The organism is uncultured Amphritea sp. (assembly GCF_937127095.1).
Lineage (GTDB): Bacteria > Pseudomonadota > Gammaproteobacteria > Pseudomonadales > Balneatricaceae > Amphritea.
The window spans coordinates 1-21,079 of record NZ_CAKZLP010000036.1; the positions used below are offsets into that span (position 1 = coordinate 1).

At 49.2% G+C, this 21,079-nt stretch carries 20 protein-coding genes; 7 read left to right on the forward strand and 13 right to left on the reverse strand.

Annotated elements, in window-relative coordinates; all coding sequences use genetic code 11:
- Positions 1–1,917: TRAP transporter large permease subunit (locus Q0499_RS08725; RefSeq protein WP_299198338.1), on the reverse strand; the 1,917-nt coding region annotated here is incomplete at its 3' end.
- A gap of 18 nt (positions 1,918–1,935) precedes the next feature.
- A complete protein-coding gene (locus Q0499_RS08730) occupies positions 1,936–3,222 on the reverse strand; it encodes an NAD-dependent succinate-semialdehyde dehydrogenase (RefSeq protein ID WP_299198340.1) in 1,287 nt (428 codons plus the stop codon).
- A gap of 143 nt (positions 3,223–3,365) precedes the next feature.
- Here Q0499_RS08730 and Q0499_RS08735 point away from each other — a divergent pair, with 143 nt between their 5' ends.
- Entirely contained in the window at positions 3,366–4,289 is a 924-nt protein-coding gene (locus tag Q0499_RS08735) for a LysR family transcriptional regulator (protein WP_299198342.1), read from the forward strand.
- On the opposite strand, the gene Q0499_RS08740 is transcribed toward Q0499_RS08735, so the two are convergent.
- From Q0499_RS08740 to Q0499_RS08755, 4 genes are read right to left on the reverse strand one after another with little or no spacing between them, the layout of a single operon-like run.
- Positions 4,278–4,718 (reverse strand): universal stress protein, encoded by a 441-nt coding sequence (locus Q0499_RS08740; protein WP_299198344.1) that lies wholly within the window; start codon positions 4,716–4,718, stop codon positions 4,278–4,280. The genes Q0499_RS08735 and Q0499_RS08740 overlap by 12 nt on opposite strands.
- 10 nt (positions 4,719–4,728) lie before the next feature.
- A complete protein-coding gene (locus Q0499_RS08745) occupies positions 4,729–6,051 on the reverse strand; it encodes a TRAP transporter large permease subunit (protein ID WP_299198346.1) in 1,323 nt (440 codons plus the stop codon).
- The gene (locus Q0499_RS08750; protein ID WP_299198347.1) at positions 6,041–6,580 is read right to left on the reverse strand and encodes a TRAP transporter small permease; all 540 of its coding nucleotides are present in this window, start codon (positions 6,578–6,580) and stop codon (positions 6,041–6,043) included. Before Q0499_RS08750 ends, Q0499_RS08745 begins: the two co-directional genes overlap by 11 nt.
- Positions 6,581–6,640: 60 nt before the next feature.
- On the reverse strand, positions 6,641–7,657 hold the full coding sequence (locus tag Q0499_RS08755) for a TRAP transporter substrate-binding protein (protein WP_299198349.1): 1,017 nt from the start codon (positions 7,655–7,657) through the stop codon (positions 6,641–6,643).
- A gap of 198 nt (positions 7,658–7,855) precedes the next feature.
- Between Q0499_RS08755 and Q0499_RS08760 the strand changes: the two genes are divergently transcribed.
- The 4 genes from Q0499_RS08760 (at position 7,856) to Q0499_RS08775 (ending at position 12,968) form a co-directional block, all read left to right on the forward strand.
- A complete protein-coding gene (locus Q0499_RS08760; protein WP_299198351.1) occupies positions 7,856–8,794 on the forward strand; it encodes a LysR family transcriptional regulator in 939 nt (312 codons plus the stop codon).
- A 178-nt stretch (positions 8,795–8,972) separates the two neighbouring features.
- On the forward strand, positions 8,973–10,256 hold the full coding sequence (locus Q0499_RS08765; RefSeq protein ID WP_299198354.1) for an FAD-binding oxidoreductase: 1,284 nt from the start codon (positions 8,973–8,975) through the stop codon (positions 10,254–10,256).
- A gap of 158 nt (positions 10,257–10,414) precedes the next feature.
- On the forward strand, positions 10,415–11,923 hold the full coding sequence (locus tag Q0499_RS08770) for a Na+/H+ antiporter NhaC family protein (RefSeq protein WP_299198355.1): 1,509 nt from the start codon (positions 10,415–10,417) through the stop codon (positions 11,921–11,923).
- A gap of 76 nt (positions 11,924–11,999) precedes the next feature.
- Positions 12,000–12,968: a DMT family transporter gene (locus tag Q0499_RS08775; protein WP_299198356.1), complete on the forward strand. Its 969-nt coding sequence runs from the start codon at positions 12,000–12,002 to the stop codon at positions 12,966–12,968.
- 39 nt (positions 12,969–13,007) lie between these two features.
- On the opposite strand, the gene Q0499_RS08780 is transcribed toward Q0499_RS08775, so the two are convergent.
- The 3 genes from Q0499_RS08780 to Q0499_RS08790 form a co-directional block, all read right to left on the reverse strand.
- A complete protein-coding gene (locus Q0499_RS08780; RefSeq protein ID WP_299198357.1) occupies positions 13,008–15,302 on the reverse strand; it encodes an HET-C-related protein in 2,295 nt (764 codons plus the stop codon).
- A gap of 160 nt (positions 15,303–15,462) precedes the next feature.
- Entirely contained in the window at positions 15,463–15,921 is a 459-nt protein-coding gene (locus Q0499_RS08785; RefSeq protein WP_299198359.1) for an SLATT domain-containing protein, read from the reverse strand.
- A 320-nt stretch (positions 15,922–16,241) separates the two neighbouring features.
- The gene (locus Q0499_RS08790) at positions 16,242–16,724 is read right to left on the reverse strand and encodes a cyclic nucleotide-binding domain-containing protein (RefSeq protein WP_299198360.1); all 483 of its coding nucleotides are present in this window, start codon (positions 16,722–16,724) and stop codon (positions 16,242–16,244) included.
- Positions 16,725–17,014: 290 nt separating this feature from the next.
- Between Q0499_RS08790 and Q0499_RS08795 the strand changes: the two genes are divergently transcribed.
- Positions 17,015–17,248 (forward strand): DUF2789 family protein, encoded by a 234-nt coding sequence (locus tag Q0499_RS08795; RefSeq protein WP_299198362.1) that lies wholly within the window; start codon positions 17,015–17,017, stop codon positions 17,246–17,248.
- A 44-nt stretch (positions 17,249–17,292) separates the two neighbouring features.
- Positions 17,293–17,604, forward strand: coding sequence for a hypothetical protein (locus Q0499_RS08800; RefSeq protein WP_299198364.1), 312 nt, complete (start codon positions 17,293–17,295; stop codon positions 17,602–17,604).
- Positions 17,605–17,672: 68 nt separating this feature from the next.
- Here Q0499_RS08800 and Q0499_RS08805 read toward each other — a convergent pair whose 3' ends face one another.
- The 4 genes from Q0499_RS08805 to Q0499_RS08820 all read right to left on the reverse strand — a co-directional run.
- Positions 17,673–18,566 carry a LysR family transcriptional regulator gene (locus Q0499_RS08805; RefSeq protein ID WP_299198366.1) on the reverse strand — a complete coding sequence of 298 codons (894 nt, stop codon included), beginning with the start codon at positions 18,564–18,566 and terminating at the stop codon, positions 17,673–17,675.
- Between the two features lie 27 nt (positions 18,567–18,593).
- Complete coding sequence (locus Q0499_RS08810; RefSeq protein WP_299198368.1) at positions 18,594–19,034, reverse strand: phosphate-starvation-inducible PsiE family protein; 441 nt, start codon at positions 19,032–19,034, stop codon at positions 18,594–18,596.
- Positions 19,035–19,635: 601 nt separating this feature from the next.
- Entirely contained in the window at positions 19,636–20,589 is a 954-nt protein-coding gene (locus Q0499_RS08815; protein ID WP_299198370.1) for a DNA ligase, read from the reverse strand.
- An 85-nt stretch (positions 20,590–20,674) separates the two neighbouring features.
- A partial coding sequence (locus Q0499_RS08820; RefSeq protein ID WP_299198372.1) for an aldehyde dehydrogenase family protein occupies positions 20,675–21,079 on the reverse strand: 405 nt, incomplete at its 5' end.

The following is a 21,079-nucleotide window of genomic DNA, read 5'->3' on the forward strand; positions in this document are numbered from 1 at the left end:
CGCCCGCAAGTGCGACCCCCCAGCGCAGCCTGCAGCCGCCTCTGTTGGTGGAGCCAGGCCCTCCAGGATCGAGCCCTGAACCGCGATGATAAGCAATAACGGCGCGCCCAGGCTGCGCATGATTTCTGCAGCAGAGAGCGGTTCAGCATGCTCTTCTATGGTCACAACCGGGCTGGCTTCAGGTCGAAAGATTGCCGTCAATACAAGGTAGAGGAGGTATAAGCCAACCAAAAGAAATCCCGGGATCAAGGCCCCGGCAAACAAGTCGCCGACTGAAACGACACCGGCCCCGCCGCCGGAGCGCATAGCGGCGGCCTGATTGGCGTTGGAGACCGCGTCAGCCAACAGTATCAGAACGATGCTCGGTGGAATGATCTGTCCAAGCGTGCCGCTTGCCGCGATTGTCGTCGCCGTGCCGGTCATGTAATTTGTCTCAGGGCTGGCCGAGTCCGCAATGGTAATTGGCTGGCCCTGCACAAATCTATGATAGGCTAGCACTTTAAAGGTCTTTGTGCCGCTGGACGCGATTGTCTCGCTTGTCGTGGCGTCAATGTCCCCAATGCGGGTGCGCACCGCCCAATTGTCCCCATCCTCGCCAAACCATTCGACATAGTTAAGCCGCGCCGCATCGCTCCAGCCGCCATACATGATCTGGTCAGTGATCGCAAAAGAGGACATAGACCACCACAAGGTCGAACTTACAGCAATCACGCCGCCCTTTTTAGGTGCGCGAATGCCCGCCGTAGATGCAGACGTGGCGCCCGTATCGAGGCGCAAGTAACCCCCATCATTAGAGGCGTCTATCGTGTGCGTTCCTGAGCCTGAGTGAATATCCGTATATTCAACAGGCAAAGTATCATCGGCGCCGTCAAATAGCGAAACCGTGCGCGGGTAAAAGTAATTGAGCGAACTCAGGCTATAGAGGGAAATGCCGGGATGCCCCACCGCGCCAATCAAAACCCCGCCGTCCTTGTCCGTGCTCATCAAGGGTAAGTCATATTCTGGCCGCGTTGGCCCCGCGCTTTGCTTTTGGCGGTAGACATATTCGTCCAGCGGGCCGCTGAGGTAGAAGGCCGCGTCCGTAGCGATATTGGCTTGATTGATATTCAATAAATCGTCAATAACTGACTTCACTGTTGATATGTGAATGCCCTTAAACTCGACCTCATAGACAAATGGCGAGTTGGACGTGGTGCCTGACACGCCGACCAACCGAAAGGACTCATAACTTGCATTTGTCATAGGGAAGTCGAAGTCTTCACTCGCCGCGCCTGCACCTAGCGCTATATTGCCTAGCAGCAAGTCACCCGCGTCTAACCATGCCCCGTCTTTAGATCCGCGCAATTCCCATATACCGTGCGCGATTGCGAATTGTTGTTTAAACCTAAACCCGCTCAGGAAAACGCTTAAATCAATAAAGTCAAATTGCAGATATTTCCCCGCAGCGGCCACCGTGCCAAAATAAACACCGCTTGAGTTGCCCGTTCCGTCCACAAGCGCATTCGGGTCGCCGACAAAGAAGTTATCGCTCTTTGTGACAGTAATGCAATCGCGCCTGTCACCTGTCTCGTAAATGGCCTGCGGGACGCTCAGCAAGTCTTGATTTATCTGCGCAATGCCTGCCGTGTTCGCGGACACAGCGGGCGTTAGGGTGGCAATGTTGCCGGTGTTCGTGGCGATGTTGTCTGTGGCCGCTGCCAGTGCGTTGACGCTGTCCAAAATAGCGTTAGCGTTTGCTAGAATATCAATCGCATTACTAGCTATGGCGCCGTGATTGTGCGAGTCGTCTGCCACAGTGACGTCAATCGCGACGTCTTTTAGTCCATCATAGACGCCCTCGCCCGTCACATCGCCCGTCAGGCTTAGCTTGATATTAGGCAGCTCAGTCGGGGCGAGCGGGTTGGTTGCAATGGGCATATAGACCTCGCGGCTTGATTAACGGTTGTTGGATGCGTTGACGGCGGCGGCCGCAGGCAAGTAGGATTGAAGCCCTGAACGACCAGCACGGCCAGCGGTTTGCTTGCCGATACGGCTTAACTCACTGCCCATGACGGAGGCTTGTTCAATCAGGCTGCGCACGGCGATTTGTTCGTTAAAGGGCAGCTTCAGCAATTCTTCCGCGCCCTGCTTGGCGGGCATACCACCGATGACTTCGGTCGCGCCTTCCCCGACCGCATTCTGCACCTTGGCATCGATCTCTTTCGCGGCTTTCTCGGTGATCACAGGACCGTGAGTGGTACCGGCATCAAAACCGTTACCCACACGGAACTGGCTCACCGCTGCGGCAAATTTTTCAACAAAAGCATCGTAGATACCTTCTTGTACTAACAGGCGGTTAGCACAGATACAGGTCTGACCGGAGTTGCGGTATTTAGCGGTCAACGCACCCGCAACCGCCAGATCAAGGTCGGCATCATCAAAAATGATCACCGGGGCATTACCACCCAGCTCCATAGAGGTACGCTTCACCGTATCGGCACACTGTTTCATCAACAGCTTGCCAATCGGTGTAGAACCAGTAAAGGTGACCTTTTTCACTGTTGGATTAGAGGTCATCTCGCCACCAATCGCCGGGGCATCACTGCCCGGTACCACACTGAACAGGCCCGCCGGTAAACCGGCACGATTCGCCAGCTCTACCAGCGCCAATGCGGACAGAGGCGTTTCAGCTGCAGGCTTCAGCACAATCGCACAACCAACCGCCAGTGCCGGAGCCGCTTTACGGGTAATCATCGCGTTAGGAAAATTCCAGGGCGTAATCGCCGCTACCACACCGACTGGCTGCTTAATCACCACACCACGACGATCGGTCTGTGGCGTAGGAATAATATCGCCGTAAACCCGCTTGCCCTCTTCGGCAAACCACTTAATAAAAGACGCGCCGTAGCCTATTTCACCACGGGATTCAGCCAAAGGCTTACCCTGTTCTGCGGTCATGATGACCGCCAGATCTTCGGTATTCTCAATGATCAGCTGGTGCCACTTTTCCAGCACCGCGCTACGGTCTTTTGCCGGCAGCGCTTTCCACTCAGTCATCGCCCGCTCAGCGGCTTCAATCGCCCGACGGGTCTCAGCGGCACCGACACTGGCGACATCGGCCAGATGCTCGCCGGTGGCGGGATCTGTCACCGCAAATGTTTCACCGTTATCACCATCAACCCACAGACCACCAATAAAGGCCTGTGTTTTAAGCAGTGATGCATCGTTAAGTTGTATTGTCATTGTCTGTCTCCGGCATGCAGTCGCTTAGACAACTGCGTTGTGGATCTATTTATAGATCGACAAATCTTTTGCTTATATAATTATTTATAAATATTTACATTTGCATAAGCAAATATTAAATCACCATAATCAAAGGTAACCCTATGGGACGCAGAAAAGCCGCGCTCTCCGGTCAGCTGGCCGATATGGATCTGCGCCTGCTGAAAGTCTTTAAAGCCGTCGTCGAATGCGGCGGCTTTACCCCCGCAGAGATTCATCTGAATCTGGCCAACTCCACTATCTCTAATTACATATCGGATCTGGAAAAACGTCTTGATATGCGTTTATGTGAACGTGGCAGGGCTGGCTTCTCTCTGACCGAACAGGGTCAGACTGTATATAGCGCAACCCTTGAGCTTCTCAGCGCCATCGATCAGTTCAAAAACACCATTAACCAGAGCCATAATCGCATACTCGGTGATCTCCACCTGGGTTTTGCTGAACATATGCTGGGAGTTCATAACTCCTCGATTCTCAAAGCACTCAGCCAGTTCTCGCTTACAGCACCTGAGGTAAACATCCGAATCAGCACCATGAGTTCTGATGATGTGATCTCCGCACTGCTTAATCAGCAGGTGGATATCGGTATTACGGTGATCAGTCAGCCCTACCCCGAACTGACAACCCTGAAGTTATTTGACGAGGAGATGCTGCTATATTGCGCTCAGGATCATCCGTTGTTTAGCCGAACCGATGAGATCGATGCCGCCGAGCTGCGCCAGTATCGCTTTGTCGAGTCCCCCCGGCTGATGCCCGGACGGGAGATCCATCCAGATATGAAACTCTGGAATAAACAGGCCATCGCTCACCACCAGGAAGCCCGGGCCACGCTGATTCTGAGTGGCCACTATCTGGGCTTTCTGCCCCGCCATCTGGTCAGCAACTGGCGGCTGGAGAAAGACCTCAAGCCCCTGCTAACTGACCAGTATGGTTATACCAACACCTTCAAAGCCCTCTGGCGTAACCGGCAGCACAATAAACTCATCATTCAGTTATTCACCGAATGTCTGGCCGAATCAGCTATCTGAATCCTCAGAACGCACAATAAACACTGAGCAGGGTGCATGACGTACCACCCGCTCAGCGTTCGAGCCGATAAAGTAACTGCTGATACCCGGCTTGCGGGCCATCATCACAATGACATCCGACCCCAGCTGTTCTGCGGTTTCCAGAATCTGATCATGGGCCGTCCCATCACGGTAGATGGTATTCACCTGGGTATTTTCAGGCAGATTGCCTAACAGATCTTCCATCTCTTTCAGGGCCTCCTTACGGTGCCCTTCATGAATCGTTTTATCAAACTGAGGATCACCCGCCCGGTGCACAAAGCTCTGATCCACATAGAGCAGATTGATCTCAGCCGGATTTCCTGCTGCCAGTGCGGTGGCGATCTGTACCAGTTCAACCACCTGCTCTTTATGTGACAGATCCAGGGGGATAAGAATATTGCTATACATGGTGAACTCCTCAACCCATCACTAAGTTTGGCAACCAGAGTACAATCTCCGGGAATACCATACAGATAATTAATACCGTCAGGTTAAGCAGAATAAACGGCGTTACTGACTTATAGATCTCAGACATACCGATGCCCGCAGGCGCAATGCCCTTAAGGTAGAAGAGCGCAAAACCATAGGGTGGTGTCTGTACGGCGATCAGAATGTTCAGAATCATCAGTACACCAAACCAGATAGGATCATAACCCAGTGAAACCGCAATCGGTGTAAACAACGGTGCACACATCAGCACGATGATGAATTCATCAATGATGAAGCCCAGCAGCAACATAATCAGCTGGAACATGATAATAATCATGATCGGCGGCAGATCCAGCTTACCAGTGAAGTCGGCCACCATGCTCTGTACACCCATCAACAGATGGAAGTTACTGAATACCGACGCACCAAAGATAATCCACATCGCCACACTCACCAGCGTCGCGGTCTGAAAACCAGACTGGAGAAACATATCCACTTTGAAACGTTTGAACACGATCGCCAGAATAATCGCGCCGACAACGCCGATAGCACCAGACTCAGTTGGAGTCGCTATACCGGTAATGATACTGCCTAGCACCGCCACAATCAGCAGCATGGAGAACAACCCGTCGCGAGCAATGCGGAACTTTTCCTTACCTTCCAGCTTAACAATATCTTTGTTGTCCATGTCCCGTGGCGCACGTTCAGGGAACAACCAGCAACTGATGGCAACATAGAGCACCATCATCACCACCGTCAGCAATGCCGGCATCATCGCACCGAGGAACATCCGGCCAACAGAGTTTTGCGTTGAGGCGGCAAACATAATCATCGGAATGCTGGGTGGGATAAGGATACCCAGACCACCACCGGCCATGATCACACCCAGTGCCAGACGTTTGTTATAACCCCGCTCCAGCATTGGCCGCAGAGCGATACTACCGGAGGTCATAATACCTGCACCGATAATACCCACCATTGCGCCGATCATAGAACAGACACCAATAACGCTAATCGCCAGCGAGCCTCGTACACGACCAATCAGCATCTGACTGAAGTTAAACATCGCATCGCCGATGCCGGATTTTGTCAGCAACTGCCCCATATAGATATACAGCGGAATCGCCAGCAAAATAAAACTGAAGTAGGTGGACTCAAGGGTCGTCGGAATAACGTTAAAAATGCCATCGCCCCAGGTCATATAACCGATGGCCATCGCAATGCCACCCAGTGCCAGGCCCACCTGCGCCCCCAGAGCGAAAAATACCAGAATACATAGCAGAAGAACTACAGTTAACAGCTCAATTCCCATCACAGCTCTCCTCAATCAGTGCATGGCCGGTCATAAGAAAATACAGCTCTGCCAACATATCTCTTGTCAGCTGAGCAATAAAAAGACCACAGGCAACAACCATCATGATCCAGAAGTGGAACATAGGAGGCGCCCACTCACTCTGGCGGCGATAATCAAACTCAATCGCTTCTTCAAATTTGCCGATACTCATCATCACGATAATCACCAGAAAGAAGATAGCCAGGGAGAAAGAGATCAGGTTAAAGACGCAACGGGTTCGATGAGAGACTTTAAGATAGAGAATATCGACATTGATGTGCGCGCGCTTTTGCTGAGCATACGCCCCACCCAACGCGGCAAGATAGCCAAACATAAACAGTGACAGGTCAAACGCCCAGATAGTCGGCTTTCCCAGCACATAGCGTGAAAACACTTCAAATGCTACAACCAAAGCCAGCACCGGCATAATAAGAGACGCTATGCGGCCTGCCTGACGTACTATCCAATCAACGGAATAACAGAAATTTGTCAGTATTATTTTAAGCATAGGAATACCTACAACAAAAAAGGGGCACGATAGCACCCCTTTTAGCTTATTTCTAAAGGCTTACTTGCTGTTTGCACGCAGGATATCGATCAGCTCCTTGCTGTACTTATCCGCTGCAGCATACTCGTCCCACAAGCCAGCACCGGCTTCAGCCCAGGCTTTCTTGTCAGCTTCGCTTGGTTCCGGACTCCACTGCAGACCTTTAGCTTCCATCTCGGCAACCGCTTCAGATTCCCATTTCTTAGACAGACGCAGCTGATCAGCAGCGTGTTGCACAGTTGCTTTACGTACGGCTTCCTGCAGATCTTCCGGTAGTTTCTTCCACTCATTGCGGTTTACAACGATTGGCAGCACCTGAGCACCAGCCAGCGGCAATTTGTACATGTACTTAGCTACTTCAACGTGGTTACCGTCGCGGTGGTCGATCATGTTACTACCGATAGAACCATCGATTACGCCAGTTGCCAGTGAAGTGTAGATTTCACTCCAGGACAGGGAAACAGGGGAAGCACCCAGATTACGCAGGAACTTACCATACGCACCCGGCGCACGGATTTTCAGACCTTTAAAATCTTCAGCGGAGTTGATAGGGTTCTTAGTCAGAACATACACTGGTGGCTGGATGTAAGGCTCGAGCCAGACAAGACCTTGTGATCCATAAGCTTTAGTCAGTACTTTGTCCCAGCCTTTTTCATGGAACAAAGACTGCAGTTCAGCCGGATCATCCGTACCGCCAGGCAGACCGATCTCTACGATACCCGCTGGCAGTTCACCCGCGTGCATAGACTGAAATGGAGCACCCATGGTAATCAGGCCAGACTTAACCGCACCCAGCAGACCGCTGGTGCCGACACCTTCACCGGAATACAGAACCTGAACCTTGATACGGCCTTCAGAATTCGTCTCGATATTTTTAGCCAGACTCTCGTAAACTTCACCAAACGCAGTTCCACGTCCATACAGGTTGCTGAAACGCCAGTTATAGTCTGCAGCAGAAACATCAGCAGCCAGCGTGCTCAGACCCAGCGTCACTGCCAAAGCAGATGTGGACAGCTTTTTCTTAAGGTTTTTAATCATACTTCACCCTGTGGTTTTTAATATTTATATAACGGATTAAACTCTCTGTAGCTTTATCCTGACAAATTACCGCTGAGCGATAAATCACCAAAACTCCACTCAAACGTTTAATTTTCTTTACGTAACCAACCCTGTTAGGTATAAAAAAACAAACGGTTAATCTCCCCATTCATCATCATCACTATAAGGGTAGCGGGCATGACAAAATTTGCACTGGGCCAGCTAGGCGATATTGAGATAAAACAGCTTAAAATCTTCAAAGCCGTGGTCGAATGCGGCGGATTTTCGGCTGCCGAAACTGAACTGAATATCAGCCGCCCCACCATCAGCAACCATATCGCAGCCCTTGAAGACCGTCTTAATATAAAGCTTTGCAAGCGAGGCCGGGCGGGATTTGCGCTAACCCCAGAAGGTAAGGTTGTATTTGATCAGACGGCTCAGCTACTCAACCGTCTGGAACAGTTTCGCAGCACTATCAACAACCTCGGAGACAGTCCTGCCGGTAAACTCAGAATCGCGCTGAGTGACACCTTCAGTACCGACGCCCGCTTCAAACTGCCGGAAATTTTCCATAATTTTTATCAGCAAGCTCCGGAGGTCGAGCTTCAGGTAGAGGTTGATCATATGAAGGCGATGGAAAAAAAGGTGCTCAACAACCAGCTGGATATCGCCATGATCCCCTATCATCGTAAGTTTGAAGGGCTCAACTATATCCATCTGTTTACCGATGAAAACTATGTTTACTGCGGTAAACAACACCCACTTTTTGATCTTCAGGCCGAACAGATAACCGAAAAGATCATCAACGGCTACAAACTGATCCATGCGGGTCTCAAACCCCATGAGGAGATCTATCATCAACTTGCACAGATGAACCTGTCAGCCACCTCTTATCACTATGAATCCCGCATAGCGATGCTGTTATCCGGATGCTATATCAGCTTTCTTCCAGCGGAAGTGGCGCGTCCCTATGTAGAGAGCGGATTACTAAAACCAGTGGCACAGCAGATTAAGCATTTTCGTCTGGGTGTCGCGGTGATTACCAAAAAGTCAGCGCAGCCCAATCGTGCCAGGGACATGTTTCTGCACTCCATCCGAATGATTCATAAAGACGCAGAGAACGCAGCGCCCTATTAATGAGACGGTTCTTACCCTTCATTAACACCCTGGCTCCTGTCCATCTATCCCCTCATAGGTATAGCCCTGCTGCCCTGCCGAAGATTACTCTAGGCACATAATCACAGCTATGAACCTTAACATCAGGTCAGGCTTATATCTGCAATACCCATGCTGGGTCGTAATACAGGGTTCTTATATGGCAGTTCCATCGCACACCACGTCATACTATGCCGCTTCAGCTAACGATACATCGTTTCGTCCATCATTAAATGGCGCTATTTCGGCGGATGTCTGCATCATTGGTGCAGGCTATACCGGTATGTCCTCTGCGCTTCATCTCGCAGAACAGGGCTTCAACGTTGTCGTACTGGAAGCCAGCCGAATCGGTTTTGGTGCTTCAGGCCGGAATGGTGGCCAGATTGTTCACAGCTACAGCCGTGATATCGACTTTATCGAAAAGCATTACGGTCAGCACACTGGCACCGAAATGGGCAAAATGGCCTTTGAAGGGGGCCGAATCATCCGCCGCTTAGTCGACCAGTACAACATCCGCTGCGACCTTAAAGAGGGCGGTATCTTTGCAGCTTGCAATAGTAAACAGCTGCATGAGATGGAACAGAAGAAGGCTCTATGGGAAGCCCATGGCCACACCCAGCTGGAGATGCTTAGTGCTGACAGCATCCGCAACCATGTTGGCTCGAGCCGTTATGAGGGCGGACTGCTGGACAAAAGCGGCGGCCATTTTCATCCACTCAATCTGGTATTAGGTGAGGCCGCTGCCGTTGAAAGTCTGGGGGGGGTTATCTATGAAGACTCCGCCGTTACCCGGGTTGAGGAGGGTAGCAAAGCGGTTATCCATACGGCGAAAGGTTCGGTCACTGCCGACTTTGTAATTGTTGCCGGTAATGCTTATCTGGGTGGACTGATTCCCAAGCTGGAACAGAAAGCGATGCCCTGCGGCACACAGGTTATTACAACTGCGCCCCTGAGTGAGGCGCAGCAGAAAGAGCTGCTGCCACAGGATAACTGTGTCGAGGATTGTAACTACCTGCTGGATTACTTTCGCCTTTCCGGTGATGGCCGCCTGATCTATGGCGGCGGTGTCACCTACGGTGCCCGTGAGCCGGATAAGATCGAAGCGCTGATCGTGCCGAATATGCTGAAAACCTTCCCCCAGTTAAAAGGTGTTAAAGTGGATTATGCCTGGACTGGCAACTTTCTGCTAACACTGATGCGACTGCCTCAGTTTGGCCGTATAGGTAACAACATCTATTACGCCCAGGGCTATAGCGGCCACGGTGTCACCAGTTCCCACCTGGCTGGTAAGGTACTATGCGATGCTATTCAGGGCCAGGCGGAACGCTTCGATGTGTTTGCCGGGTTACCACAATACCCCTTCCCGGGCGGACGAACCTTCCGTATTCCCTATACCGCGATGGGTGCCTGGTATTACACCCTGCGTGACAAACTGGGTATCTGATCACGATATCATTCGTTCTAATAGGCGCTGGCTGATAGGTCGCGCCTGCCATACAGCTCACTCAAAGAGTGAACATTCAGTGTTTCCTGCAACGGTTTGGGCCCACACTCAGGCAGCAGGCTGAATAACTATACTTATAACGATAAAAAAGGTGCTAAATGAGTACGGAGCTCGCCCAGACTGAAAGCCTGAACCACATGGGTGGCGCAAGCCAGAAAGCCACAACCAGTCCGCAAAAATGGCTGCTGTTCTATGGCTCGATTATGGCATTTTTTGCCTACCTTTCGACTCAGCATATCGACGGTGAGTCTTATGGTTTTTATAGCCTGTTACCTGCCCTGCTGATCCTGTTTGTAGCGGTTATTACCAAGAAGCCCCTGGAGTCTATTTTTGCCGGTATTATCGCCGGTCTGTTACTGCTTGACCCTGCTAATGTTGTCAGCGGCCTGGGCGACCTGTCCATGTCCGTTGTCATGGATGAGACCATCGCCTGGATCGTACTGGTCTGCGGCATGATGGGCGGCCTGATCAATATGCTGGAACGGGGTGGCAGTGTTCTCAGCTTTGGTGAGATGCTGGCGAAACGGATTAAAACCAAACGCGGCACGATGCTCACCACCTGTGTACTGGGCATCATGGTCTTCATTGATGACTATCTCAACTCGCTGGCGGTGTCTGCATCGATGAAGACACTGACCGATCGTTATAAAATCTCCCGCGAAAAACTGGCATTTCTGGTGGATTCAACCGCCGCCCCTGTCTGTATTCTGGTGCCGGTTTCCACCTGGGCGGTTTACTTTGCTGCACTGCTAGAGGAGAACGGCGCAGCCACCGAAGGCAAAGGGATGTCGCTCTATATCGAATCGATCCCTTATATGATGTACGGCTGGGTTGCTTTACTGGTTGTGTTCCTGGTTGCGGCCGGAATACTGGGCGATTTCGGGGCGATGAAAAAAGCAGAGCTTCGTGCCCAGGCCGGTCAACCGATCCCTGAGGGTATCCAGCAGGACGGTTTTGACACCTCAGCAATCAAGCAAACTGCTCCCATTGTCGGGCTGATCAACTTCCTGCTACCGATGGCGGTGCTGGTCGCCGCCAGCGTGTACTATGAGATAGACCTGTTGCTGGGTGCGCTGGTGGCATCTATGTTCACCATGGTGCTGTACTTCCTGCAACGCCTGCTGACCTTCAGCCAACTGGTGGACTCCATGCTCGACGGCTTTAAAGTGATGCTGCACCCTATCGCCGTTGTCTGTGCCGGTTTTATGGTTAAAGAGATCAACGATCAGCTGGGTATGACGCCCTATATTATCGAGTCAATGACTCCTTATCTGTCGAAAGAGATGTTACCGGCACTGGTCTTTGCCTCGATGGCAGCGGTGGTGTTTGCCACCGGCTCAAGCTGGGGAGTCTTTGTTGTTTCCCTGCCGATCGTTATCCCGATGGCACTTAGCCTGGATATGTCGATGCCACTGACGGTTGGTGCACTGCTATCCGCCTCAGCGTTTGGCAGCCATGCCTGTTTTTTCAGTGACTCCACGGTGCTCTCCTCGCAGGGCTCTGGCTGTACACCGATGCAACATGCATTGACCCAGATTCCCTATGCGCTGATCGCTGCAGCAATCGCGTTTTTCTCGCTGCTGGTACTCGGTTTTATCACCGGCTAAGCACTCTATATAATAACAGTACAGAACGAAGATGGAGGCCCGGTTTCCATTTTCGGATGATCAAAAAGGACGACCAATGCTTATCAAATCTTCACGGACGGCAGTCATACTATTATTATTGGTAAGCCTGATCTGGGGTGCTGAGTTTACGCTGATCGATATGGCTATCGAAACTATCCCCACTCATACGTTTAATGCCATTCGCTTTCTGTTAGCCGGAGTATCGCTGATCCCCCTGCTCTGGTTCAACCGCGCTCAGCTGAAAGAGATACGCTGGCTACCGTTATCCGGTGCCAGCGCTCTGCTCGGCTTCCTGCTGTTTGTCAGTTTTTACACCCAGACCGAGGGGATGCATTACACCAGCGTCTCCAATGCAGGTTTTATCACCGGTCTGGCCGTTCCGCTGGTGCCATTGCTGGGCTTTCTGTTGTTTCGAACCCGGGCGTCAATCGCGGTCTGGATCGGTATGATTGTAGCCACCGCCGGACTCTATCTGCTAACCGTAGGCGACAAGCTGGAGTTTAACCAGGGCGATGCTCTGGTTATGGTGTGTGCATTTGGTTTTGCCATTCACATCCTACTGACGGGCCGTTTTGTCGGCTCATTACCGGTGGTGCCAATGAGTATTCTGCAACTACTGGCGGTTGCTCTGTACAGCACTCTCGCCGCAATACTCAGCCCTGATCCGGCTTTTTACCGGCCGGGCTCAACGCCCCTTAACTGGCAAGACCTTGCGGTAAACCCCATTATTATCAGCGCCGTTCTTATCGCCGGGGTGTTTGGTACTGCGTATGCCTACTGGGCACAATCCGCCTGCCAGCAGCGCCTGGAACCCCATAAAGTAGCACTGATATTTGCAACCGAGCCGGTATTTGCCTGCATCACAGCATGGCTGGTGCTGAACGAGAGCCTGGGCACTCTAGGGCTGATTGGCGCAGGGATGATTATCGCTGCGATGTTGATCTCTGAGCTGGGCGATCGTAACAGCAAGGTGAAACTTGAACCGCTGGATCAGACCGCCGCTGTGACACCCGAACGGTTATAAAAACGGTAAAAAATAGTCATAGACAGCAGTACAGGGTCACTATCGCCATAGCGTCAAATTGCGGCCAAGATTCTGCAACTGCTGACCAACACCCGAGCTACCGGCGCCGGTGAGGAACGAGCCTGGCTGCCCACCACTTCTTTGAAGTATCGGCAGAGCACGGCCAATATTCTGTAACTGCTGTCCAACCTCAGAGCCGCCTGAGCCCGACAGAATAGAACCTGGCTGTGCCGCACTCCAGCGATAAAGTGCTTGCAGATCACTCAGCGTTGGTAGCCGCGCACCTGACAGATCAAGGGCACGGACGATCTCATAAATTTCTAATACGCCGTTGTAGAGCTGTTGCAGGTTCTCAGTGGTACCATCCGCATGATGATGCGCATGGCCGCCGTAGGTCGCTGCACGTTGCAAAGTCCCCTGATGGCTGGTGTCATCAATATAACCCTGAACCACCTGTCGCAATGCATCCACTTCACTACTACCCAGCGCAGACGCCTGAAACGGATGAACAAAATAGTGTCGTACCTGCTGTTCCAGTTGCGCAGCGGTTGCCGCTCCCGACCAGCATTGCTGCATCAGGCCTGACATCTGCCGGGCCATCGTCCTTGCAACACTCGCGGTCAAAGGGTGCAGCGGATGATCATCCGGGTCTTTGGCGATCTGGGTATGGGTCGGGTCGGTTGGCGGTGTCTGTTGATGCTGCGGGATAACATTCATCGCCACTCTGAGTGCGGCGGCCATTAACGCTTTAATCCAGCCAAACAGCGTGTGCTTAATCTCACAGATCTTCTGACCCAGCCAGTCCAGCCCCAAAGCGGCCTGCACCTGCTCAAGAACCACCAGCGCCTGTTCAAATGTTGCCCCCATCTGCGCATCATGGTTGCGGATCATAATCAGTGCGATACGGGTTCCGGCCGCCCGTTCTCCCGGCGTACATACCGCGGGATGGTCAAAATGTTTCTCAATAATCGAGATCACGCTGGCGACAGTATCGACAAAGGCAAAACTCCCGGTTACCAGCGGCGGCACACTGATATTGCCATCAGCCCCACTAACACTGACCTCTTCCGTCCATAGCTTTGGACTGGGCCAGGCAGGAGTCATACCGCTATGAATCAACCCACGGCGGATATCTTCCATGATCAGTTCGACATAGTTACTGTGGGCATACAGGTCTTCCAGCGTGTGCATCGCCTGACCAAAATGACGTCGCCCTTCCACAGTCGCACCCGCACTAACCGCCGTATTCAGCTCTGCCAAAATATAGCTGATCGATTGATCAAAATAACCTTTACGCCATAGCACCGGATCGACCTGTCCCTCACTACTGCTATAAGCTCCACGAAAACCAGGTACCTGACTCGCAGTAATGCCATAGGGGTTATCAATATGTTCTTCAGGCCGATACAGCCCCAGCCGCACCTCAGTCAGAACAAATTCCTGCCGTTGCGGCCCGGTAAAAAACCCCTGAGGCTCGAACTCCAGCTCAGCCAACAATTGAACAACCTCTGTCAGCATCGCCCGGGTAAAGAATGACCGTCCCCGAAACTGAAACTCGACCAGTTTTGGATCAACCACCTGGGAGTAATCCCGCAACCAGTTACCATAATAGATCTGGTCTATCTGGTCCTGAGACAAGCCGGCACTGCTCATCGCATCTTCAATAGACCAGTGACCAAACTTATTGTGCACCGGGTCCCCCCTGCCCGCAGAGAAATACTCAATACGAAGGTCACCAGTGCGCTGGTCGCTTGCCACCATCGCCTGACGCTGCCCGGCTGTATACAGATTTTTAAGCTGGACGGAGGCAGCACTCAACAGCTGCACCCGTGTACCGCGATACTCAGCGAATTCGATTTGGGCTGTTCTAGCCGCGAGAAAATCCGCCAGTGCAAAAGCAAACCGGGCACCCTCGTCTCCAAGGCTATCCCCCTTCAGCGCAGACAACTGATAACGCAAAATGTAATCAATCAGATGACCATACTCTTCCAACAGAATATGCGCTAACAAGGCACTGGGACGACCGGAATCAGCCAGTGCAGGATAGAGATACCCCTCACCAATAAATATATGCTGATACTGGCTATCAAAACCACACGCCAGCCCTTTGGAAATAACGAAACGGGGTTGAAATAAACCGCTATTAAGCCCGACAACCTGCCTGATTTTTCTAACTGTTGCGGGGGTAATTTCATCACTGAACACCTGCTGATGCCAGATAGATGCCTGTTCATCATTAAGGCTTTGTAACAGAGCGATATAACTTTGGCGTAAAAAACCGCTGCTTAGTTGTTGTTGCTGATCGGACGTGGAAATTGCTGTTAAGGTATTCATCACAAGCACCCTGCCAGATGGGAATAGATTACTGCCTCCCGGTTTTTATTATTCAGCATTGGAGCCATAAGTTTTGAAGAGGGTTTCAATATTGTCAAGAAATCAAACAGGTGTTTTATTCATCATCACACCCTCCCCAATCACTCTGACTCATAACCGTTTATTCGGCGGGGACTTTTTCCGACTGACGCCCCTGAACAATGCCCGAACTCCACTTTTCTGCCGAGTTATTGAGAATTGTCTGTAACCGGTTAAAAAACTCTTCCAGCCGGTCTGCCTGCAGTGCTTCACTTTTAATCTGAAACAGCAGCTCTCGTTTAAGATCACACAGGGAGTAATAGATTGTCCGCTCATGAATCCACAGCTCATCGGCCTTACGCAGCCCCTCTAAAGACGCCAGGATGCCAGCCGTCCCGGAGAACACCAGAATGGCAACATTCAACTGGGCGGCATAAGTGGGAATATAGAGTGCGAGACCGGACAGTAATGACAGCATTGCCGTCAGACCAAAAGAGCCATAGCGCAGCCGGCGATGTAACGTCTTATGATCTGCGGAGTTGCGCCGAAACATATCAATTTTTTTATCCAGTTCATCCACCAGAAACTGTTGCTGTTCCATAGAATCGCTCCCGTTAAGTCCAGCCTGTATAGCGTTTCAGACCTGGCCAATGATCCCGACCAGATACTGTCGATTTCGAACAATAGTTTGATATTAGTCCAGAGTTACACAACCCGCCTTTCAGCACGGGTATCGCTCAGCGTTTGGCTAAACAGGAGTATTCTGGTCGGTGAAAGACGAAAAAGCTAAAGAGACTTTAGCTGAACTTGAAGATACGGGCTGAAAACTTAAAAATAACACGCTTGAAAAAAGAGAGTCCATTTCAGCAAATACTATTGGCTCAGCTCAGCGAATCAGAACCGAGAAATGCAGCCTGGGAATCAGTGTTTATCAGCATACATCTGATCCAGATGACTGATCTCCCGACTCATCTCCCGGGTGATATTAATCAGGAATATCATAAACATCTCCGGGTATTGCTCGCAGAGCTTATGAAACAACGCGGAGCTGATCTCCAACAGATGGCCTTCTGTTTCAATAACAGCATCACCGCGACGCTGGTGCAGTCCAATCATTCCCACGAAACCGATTTGTTCACCGGCCTTATATAAACGTAAGGGTACTAATTCACCATCATTATCGCGATGCTGATAAAAGCGCACTGAACCATCAATGATAACAAAGAAATGATCGGAGCTGTCACCAAGCTTAAAAAGTTGATCGCCCACTTCAGCACGATACAGCGTTCCCTGCTGAAGTAGAAATCCAAGGCTTTCCTGAGATAAAGCACCAAACATCGACAGATGCTGACAAAATCCTTGCGGAAACTGCTTATCAAGTTCAGCAAATGAAATGACCTTCATACTTTATCCATAACCAGCATAGTGACAACGCTATTATAGAATGGAATAGGGAAAATATGTGATACCCATAAGTGAGTAACAGTAAATCATTCCTGCCACTCCCGGATATCCACTCGCATGTATGTGCAGATGAAACCCAGTCGCTATAGCAACAAACTCACCCCGCCTCATGGGTTCAACAGACGTTGCTTCTGGTCATTCAGTTTTTTTCTGAATGACCCTCCTAAAAAACAGAAACACTCGTAACGATTTTTCACGTATAAATTAATTATCCAAACGAGGAGGTTTTTATGAACTATTACAGCAGAGAGTTAAAAAATCTTTTCCAACAACTAGGTTTAGAAAATGACAGTGACAGCATCGATAATTTTATAGATAAAAATAAGATTATTACAGAAGGCATACATATTGCCGATGCGCCCTGCTGGACACATTCTCAATCTGAATTTATTCGCGATTCTATATTTTACGACAGCGAATGGTCTGAACCAGTAGATCAGCTTGATATAATTTTAAGAAACTGAATTCACGAACTAAACAGCCCTAGTATTTTTACAGGAGAACGATTATGAAAACTATACAAAAGCATTTCATTAATGTTGCCGAAAAATCGCAGGTATTAAACTTAAAAAAAGGCTACCGAGTTGTACGGTCTGAGTATAACCCTAACAACAGCACCGTAAACATCTGGGTTGAAATACCATTAATGGCAGATATTCCAAACCTGAAAAGGGAGTTTATAGTTAAACGAACTAATGAAGTCGTTCCTAACGACTATACCTATGTAAGCACTACTGTAGACAAGGCAAGGGGTCAGTCCTATCACATATTCGAAGCCCCCGCATTGGAGGCCGAAAAATATGCAGAGTGGGCAGCTTAAATTAAGCGATTAGAACAATGGCCTTAATCATTTCGCAGTGATTAAGGCCGTTTTCATCGAAAAACAGGTCAATGATTTATAGATGTCTCTATTATCTCATTAACAATAGGGTTTATGATTCCGCTATGACGATAAACCGCATATAAATCTTCAGTAACATGAGCCGTTCGCCCAATAATATCTACAGAGTACTGCTCACTAATTTCATCTTCGATATAGGTTGGCGCAGAAAAAACGCCCACACCTGACTGACCAATAACTTTTATTAAAGCACTATCATCTATTTCAGCAAAGATATTAATATCGACACTATTATCTCGAAACCAGTCTCTTAACTTTTGTAAGTAAGGCGTATTTCTGCCATAGCTTATGAAATCCAACTTACTGATCGATTCTGGAAAGTTTTTATCTAAGCCTTTGTTTATTCCATCCTTGCAGAAGAAAGACATCGAAGTCGATCCCAGACTCTTAATCACCAGGCCTTCAAGTCCTACATCCTGAGGCAGATAATCTGTGATAATCACATCCAGCTTTTTCTGTTTAAGATCCAGAATCAGTTCACTTGCATGCGCAGTGCGGCAGATTAAATGGATCTTTTGAGACAGCGATGTAACAGGTCGAATAACCTTCCAGGCCAGAATTTTATGCACCGTAGAAGCGATGCCAATGGAAAAATCCATTACACGGTTTTTTCCAGAATTCCTCACCATCTCCTCCAGCTGACTAGTCACCGCAAAGATTTTTGTTGCGTATGCAAAAACTTCTTTGCCAGCAGGTGATAAAATCAGACTTCGCCCTTCGCGCTTAAATAGCATCAGATCAAGGTTGGATTCTAAGGTGGATATTTGAGAACTTAATGTTTGAGGAGCAAGGTCCAATATATCAGAAGCCTTTGTGATAGAGCCTTCCTGAGCGGTCAACCAGAAATAGTAAAGATGTTTTAAGTTAATCTGGCTACTCACATTTCTCTCCGAAAGGCTATAAGTACGTCACTCACTATGAACTTTTGTAGGCAACTTGTGAATCAACCAATAGCCGATACTCATACTTAATGTGACAGCAGCCAGACCATACACATATTCAGCTGAGACTTTGTCGAAATCTAATACGATCACTTTCCGGGCAATTGCCATGAGCGCCGTTGCCATTACTATCTTTACATGTATAGCATCGTCTCTTAGATATATGGTGATATTGATGAGTATCTCAATAGCGATCAATACGGCCATAAAAGCACCAAAAGTCGCTAACATATCCGATATAGTAAGAATGAACATGGGAGGGGCGGTCATTTTTTCATAAATAGTCCAGCCAACATCAACAACACCCATGAGAATGACAAAAACCATTAAAAAGGCAAGCAATCTAACGCAGAACTTAACCACGCTATATAGATGCTGAATGACTGGTTCATCAACATTTGGTTTCAACTCTCACACTCTCCTATGCTGACTAAAGGATATCTAAATCCAGATAACGGTCAATAGTAACCTATGCATAAGAATAGTCAACATTTTAAATATGTTAGAAAAGGCGATTAAAATCAACCTGAAATAATTATAGATCTGCAAATACACTTAACAGAAAAATACTAACAATGTCAGATATTCTATTAACTGATACAATGAAATAAAACACCCTATCAAATATATCATCAACAGAACAATCAATCATATAACCTGACACACCACTCCGTCACATATCACCTATAACAATAAAACCTATAACAATAAAACCTAAACTTTTTGATCTTAAAAAATATAAAAATTTCTTTTAACACCCACTTTTCCATCTTAAAAACAACCCACTATCATTAATTTCTAACAGGTCCATTTAAAAGTATCATTTAAAAAAAGCATAAAAATCGAACCAACCAGTCTCATTCATAATTCAAATAAAATCCATATTACAGCTAATATAAGCATAAGCATCACATCAGAAGTTGACTATAGCTACAATATTGATTAAGCAAAGCCACCATAACAACTTAATTTAAAAATAATAACCCAAAGGATGGCATACAGAGCGGGTCTAAAGTTGTCTGATCCGCATGAAACTGGCGAAACGCGGCACACCGTTATCGCTCATCCCAGTGTACTTGTATGTCACCGTACTACCGATTTCCGGTGGATTTTTTCGTTGTTCATCGGTAAATCCGCTGCCCAGCTTGAAACGTTTGCCCTTGGGGGTTTCAACTAACAATGCACCCAGCATACCCGCATATTTCCCCTTGCCGGGTTGATAGCCTACCACTCTCGCTTCGGCATCCTGCCACAATTTTAGCTTGAGCAGGTCAAAGCTACGCCCCTGTTTATAGATTGCATCTTCGTGATGCAACATCAACCCTTCTCCACCTTCAGCAACGATCTGTTCCAAAAGGGTCATTAACTCAGTATCGCTGGTTAACCGCCGCTGATCGATCAGCTGAATCCAATCCCGATCAACGTCATTTACAATGCTTCTCAATTGAGTCAGTCGATTACTAAAAGTCCCAGGAAACTGCGGCAGATCGAACAACATATATTTCACTTGTCTCCACTGTTGAGACCAAAGCGCAGTATTGTCGCGTGGAGAGCTTCTTACGAGTGCAGAAACTGCATCAAACTGCCCTCGCCCTATCCATAATTCGCCATCCAACGGCTGTTGGGGCAAATTAGCGATAAACCACTGCGGCGCGGTGATCGGATAACCCTGCCGGGTTAACAGCTGTTTCCCATCCCAGTAACCTCGCACACCATCAAGTTTCTCACTTACCCAGTAAGCTGAAACATCAGAACCCGATTGATAGATTGTCGCCAGCTGCAGTTTCGGCTTATCGGCAGAACTGGGCGACACTAGAAAAAAACTGACCACAACGATCAGGCCGTTAAATAAGATATGACAGTAACGGATAAACATCATTTCGCCCTCCCTGAGCAGATAAACCGGACTTCGTCCATGAAGCATGCTGACAATTAACCCTAGCAGAAAATTTAATTGATGCATAAAAAAGCCGGCCCAGTATTAACTGGTCCGGCAAAATCTCACGAGCAAAGTAAACCCAGATGTAAAACTGAGTTCCTCCAGGGGATTAACTTGGGAAAGCGAAAGACACCCCTTCACGCACGCCACTTGAAGGCCAGCGCTGGGTAATCGTCTTACGCTTGGTGTAAAAACGAACCGCATCCGGACCATAGGCATGCAGATCACCAAACAGTGAACGTTTCCAGCCACCGAAGCTGTGATAAGACACCGGCACGGGTAACGGCACGTTGATGCCGACCATACCCACCTGAATATTGTCAGAGAAGTATCGAGCTGCTTCACCGTCACGGGTAAAGATACAGGTACCGTTACCATATTCATGATCGTTGATCAGCTGCATCGCTTCTTCCATGGTATTTACACGTACAACCTGTAATACCGGCCCGAAGATCTCTTCCTGATAGCTCTGCATATCGGCCGTCACCGCATCGATCAGCGTCGCGCCGACAAA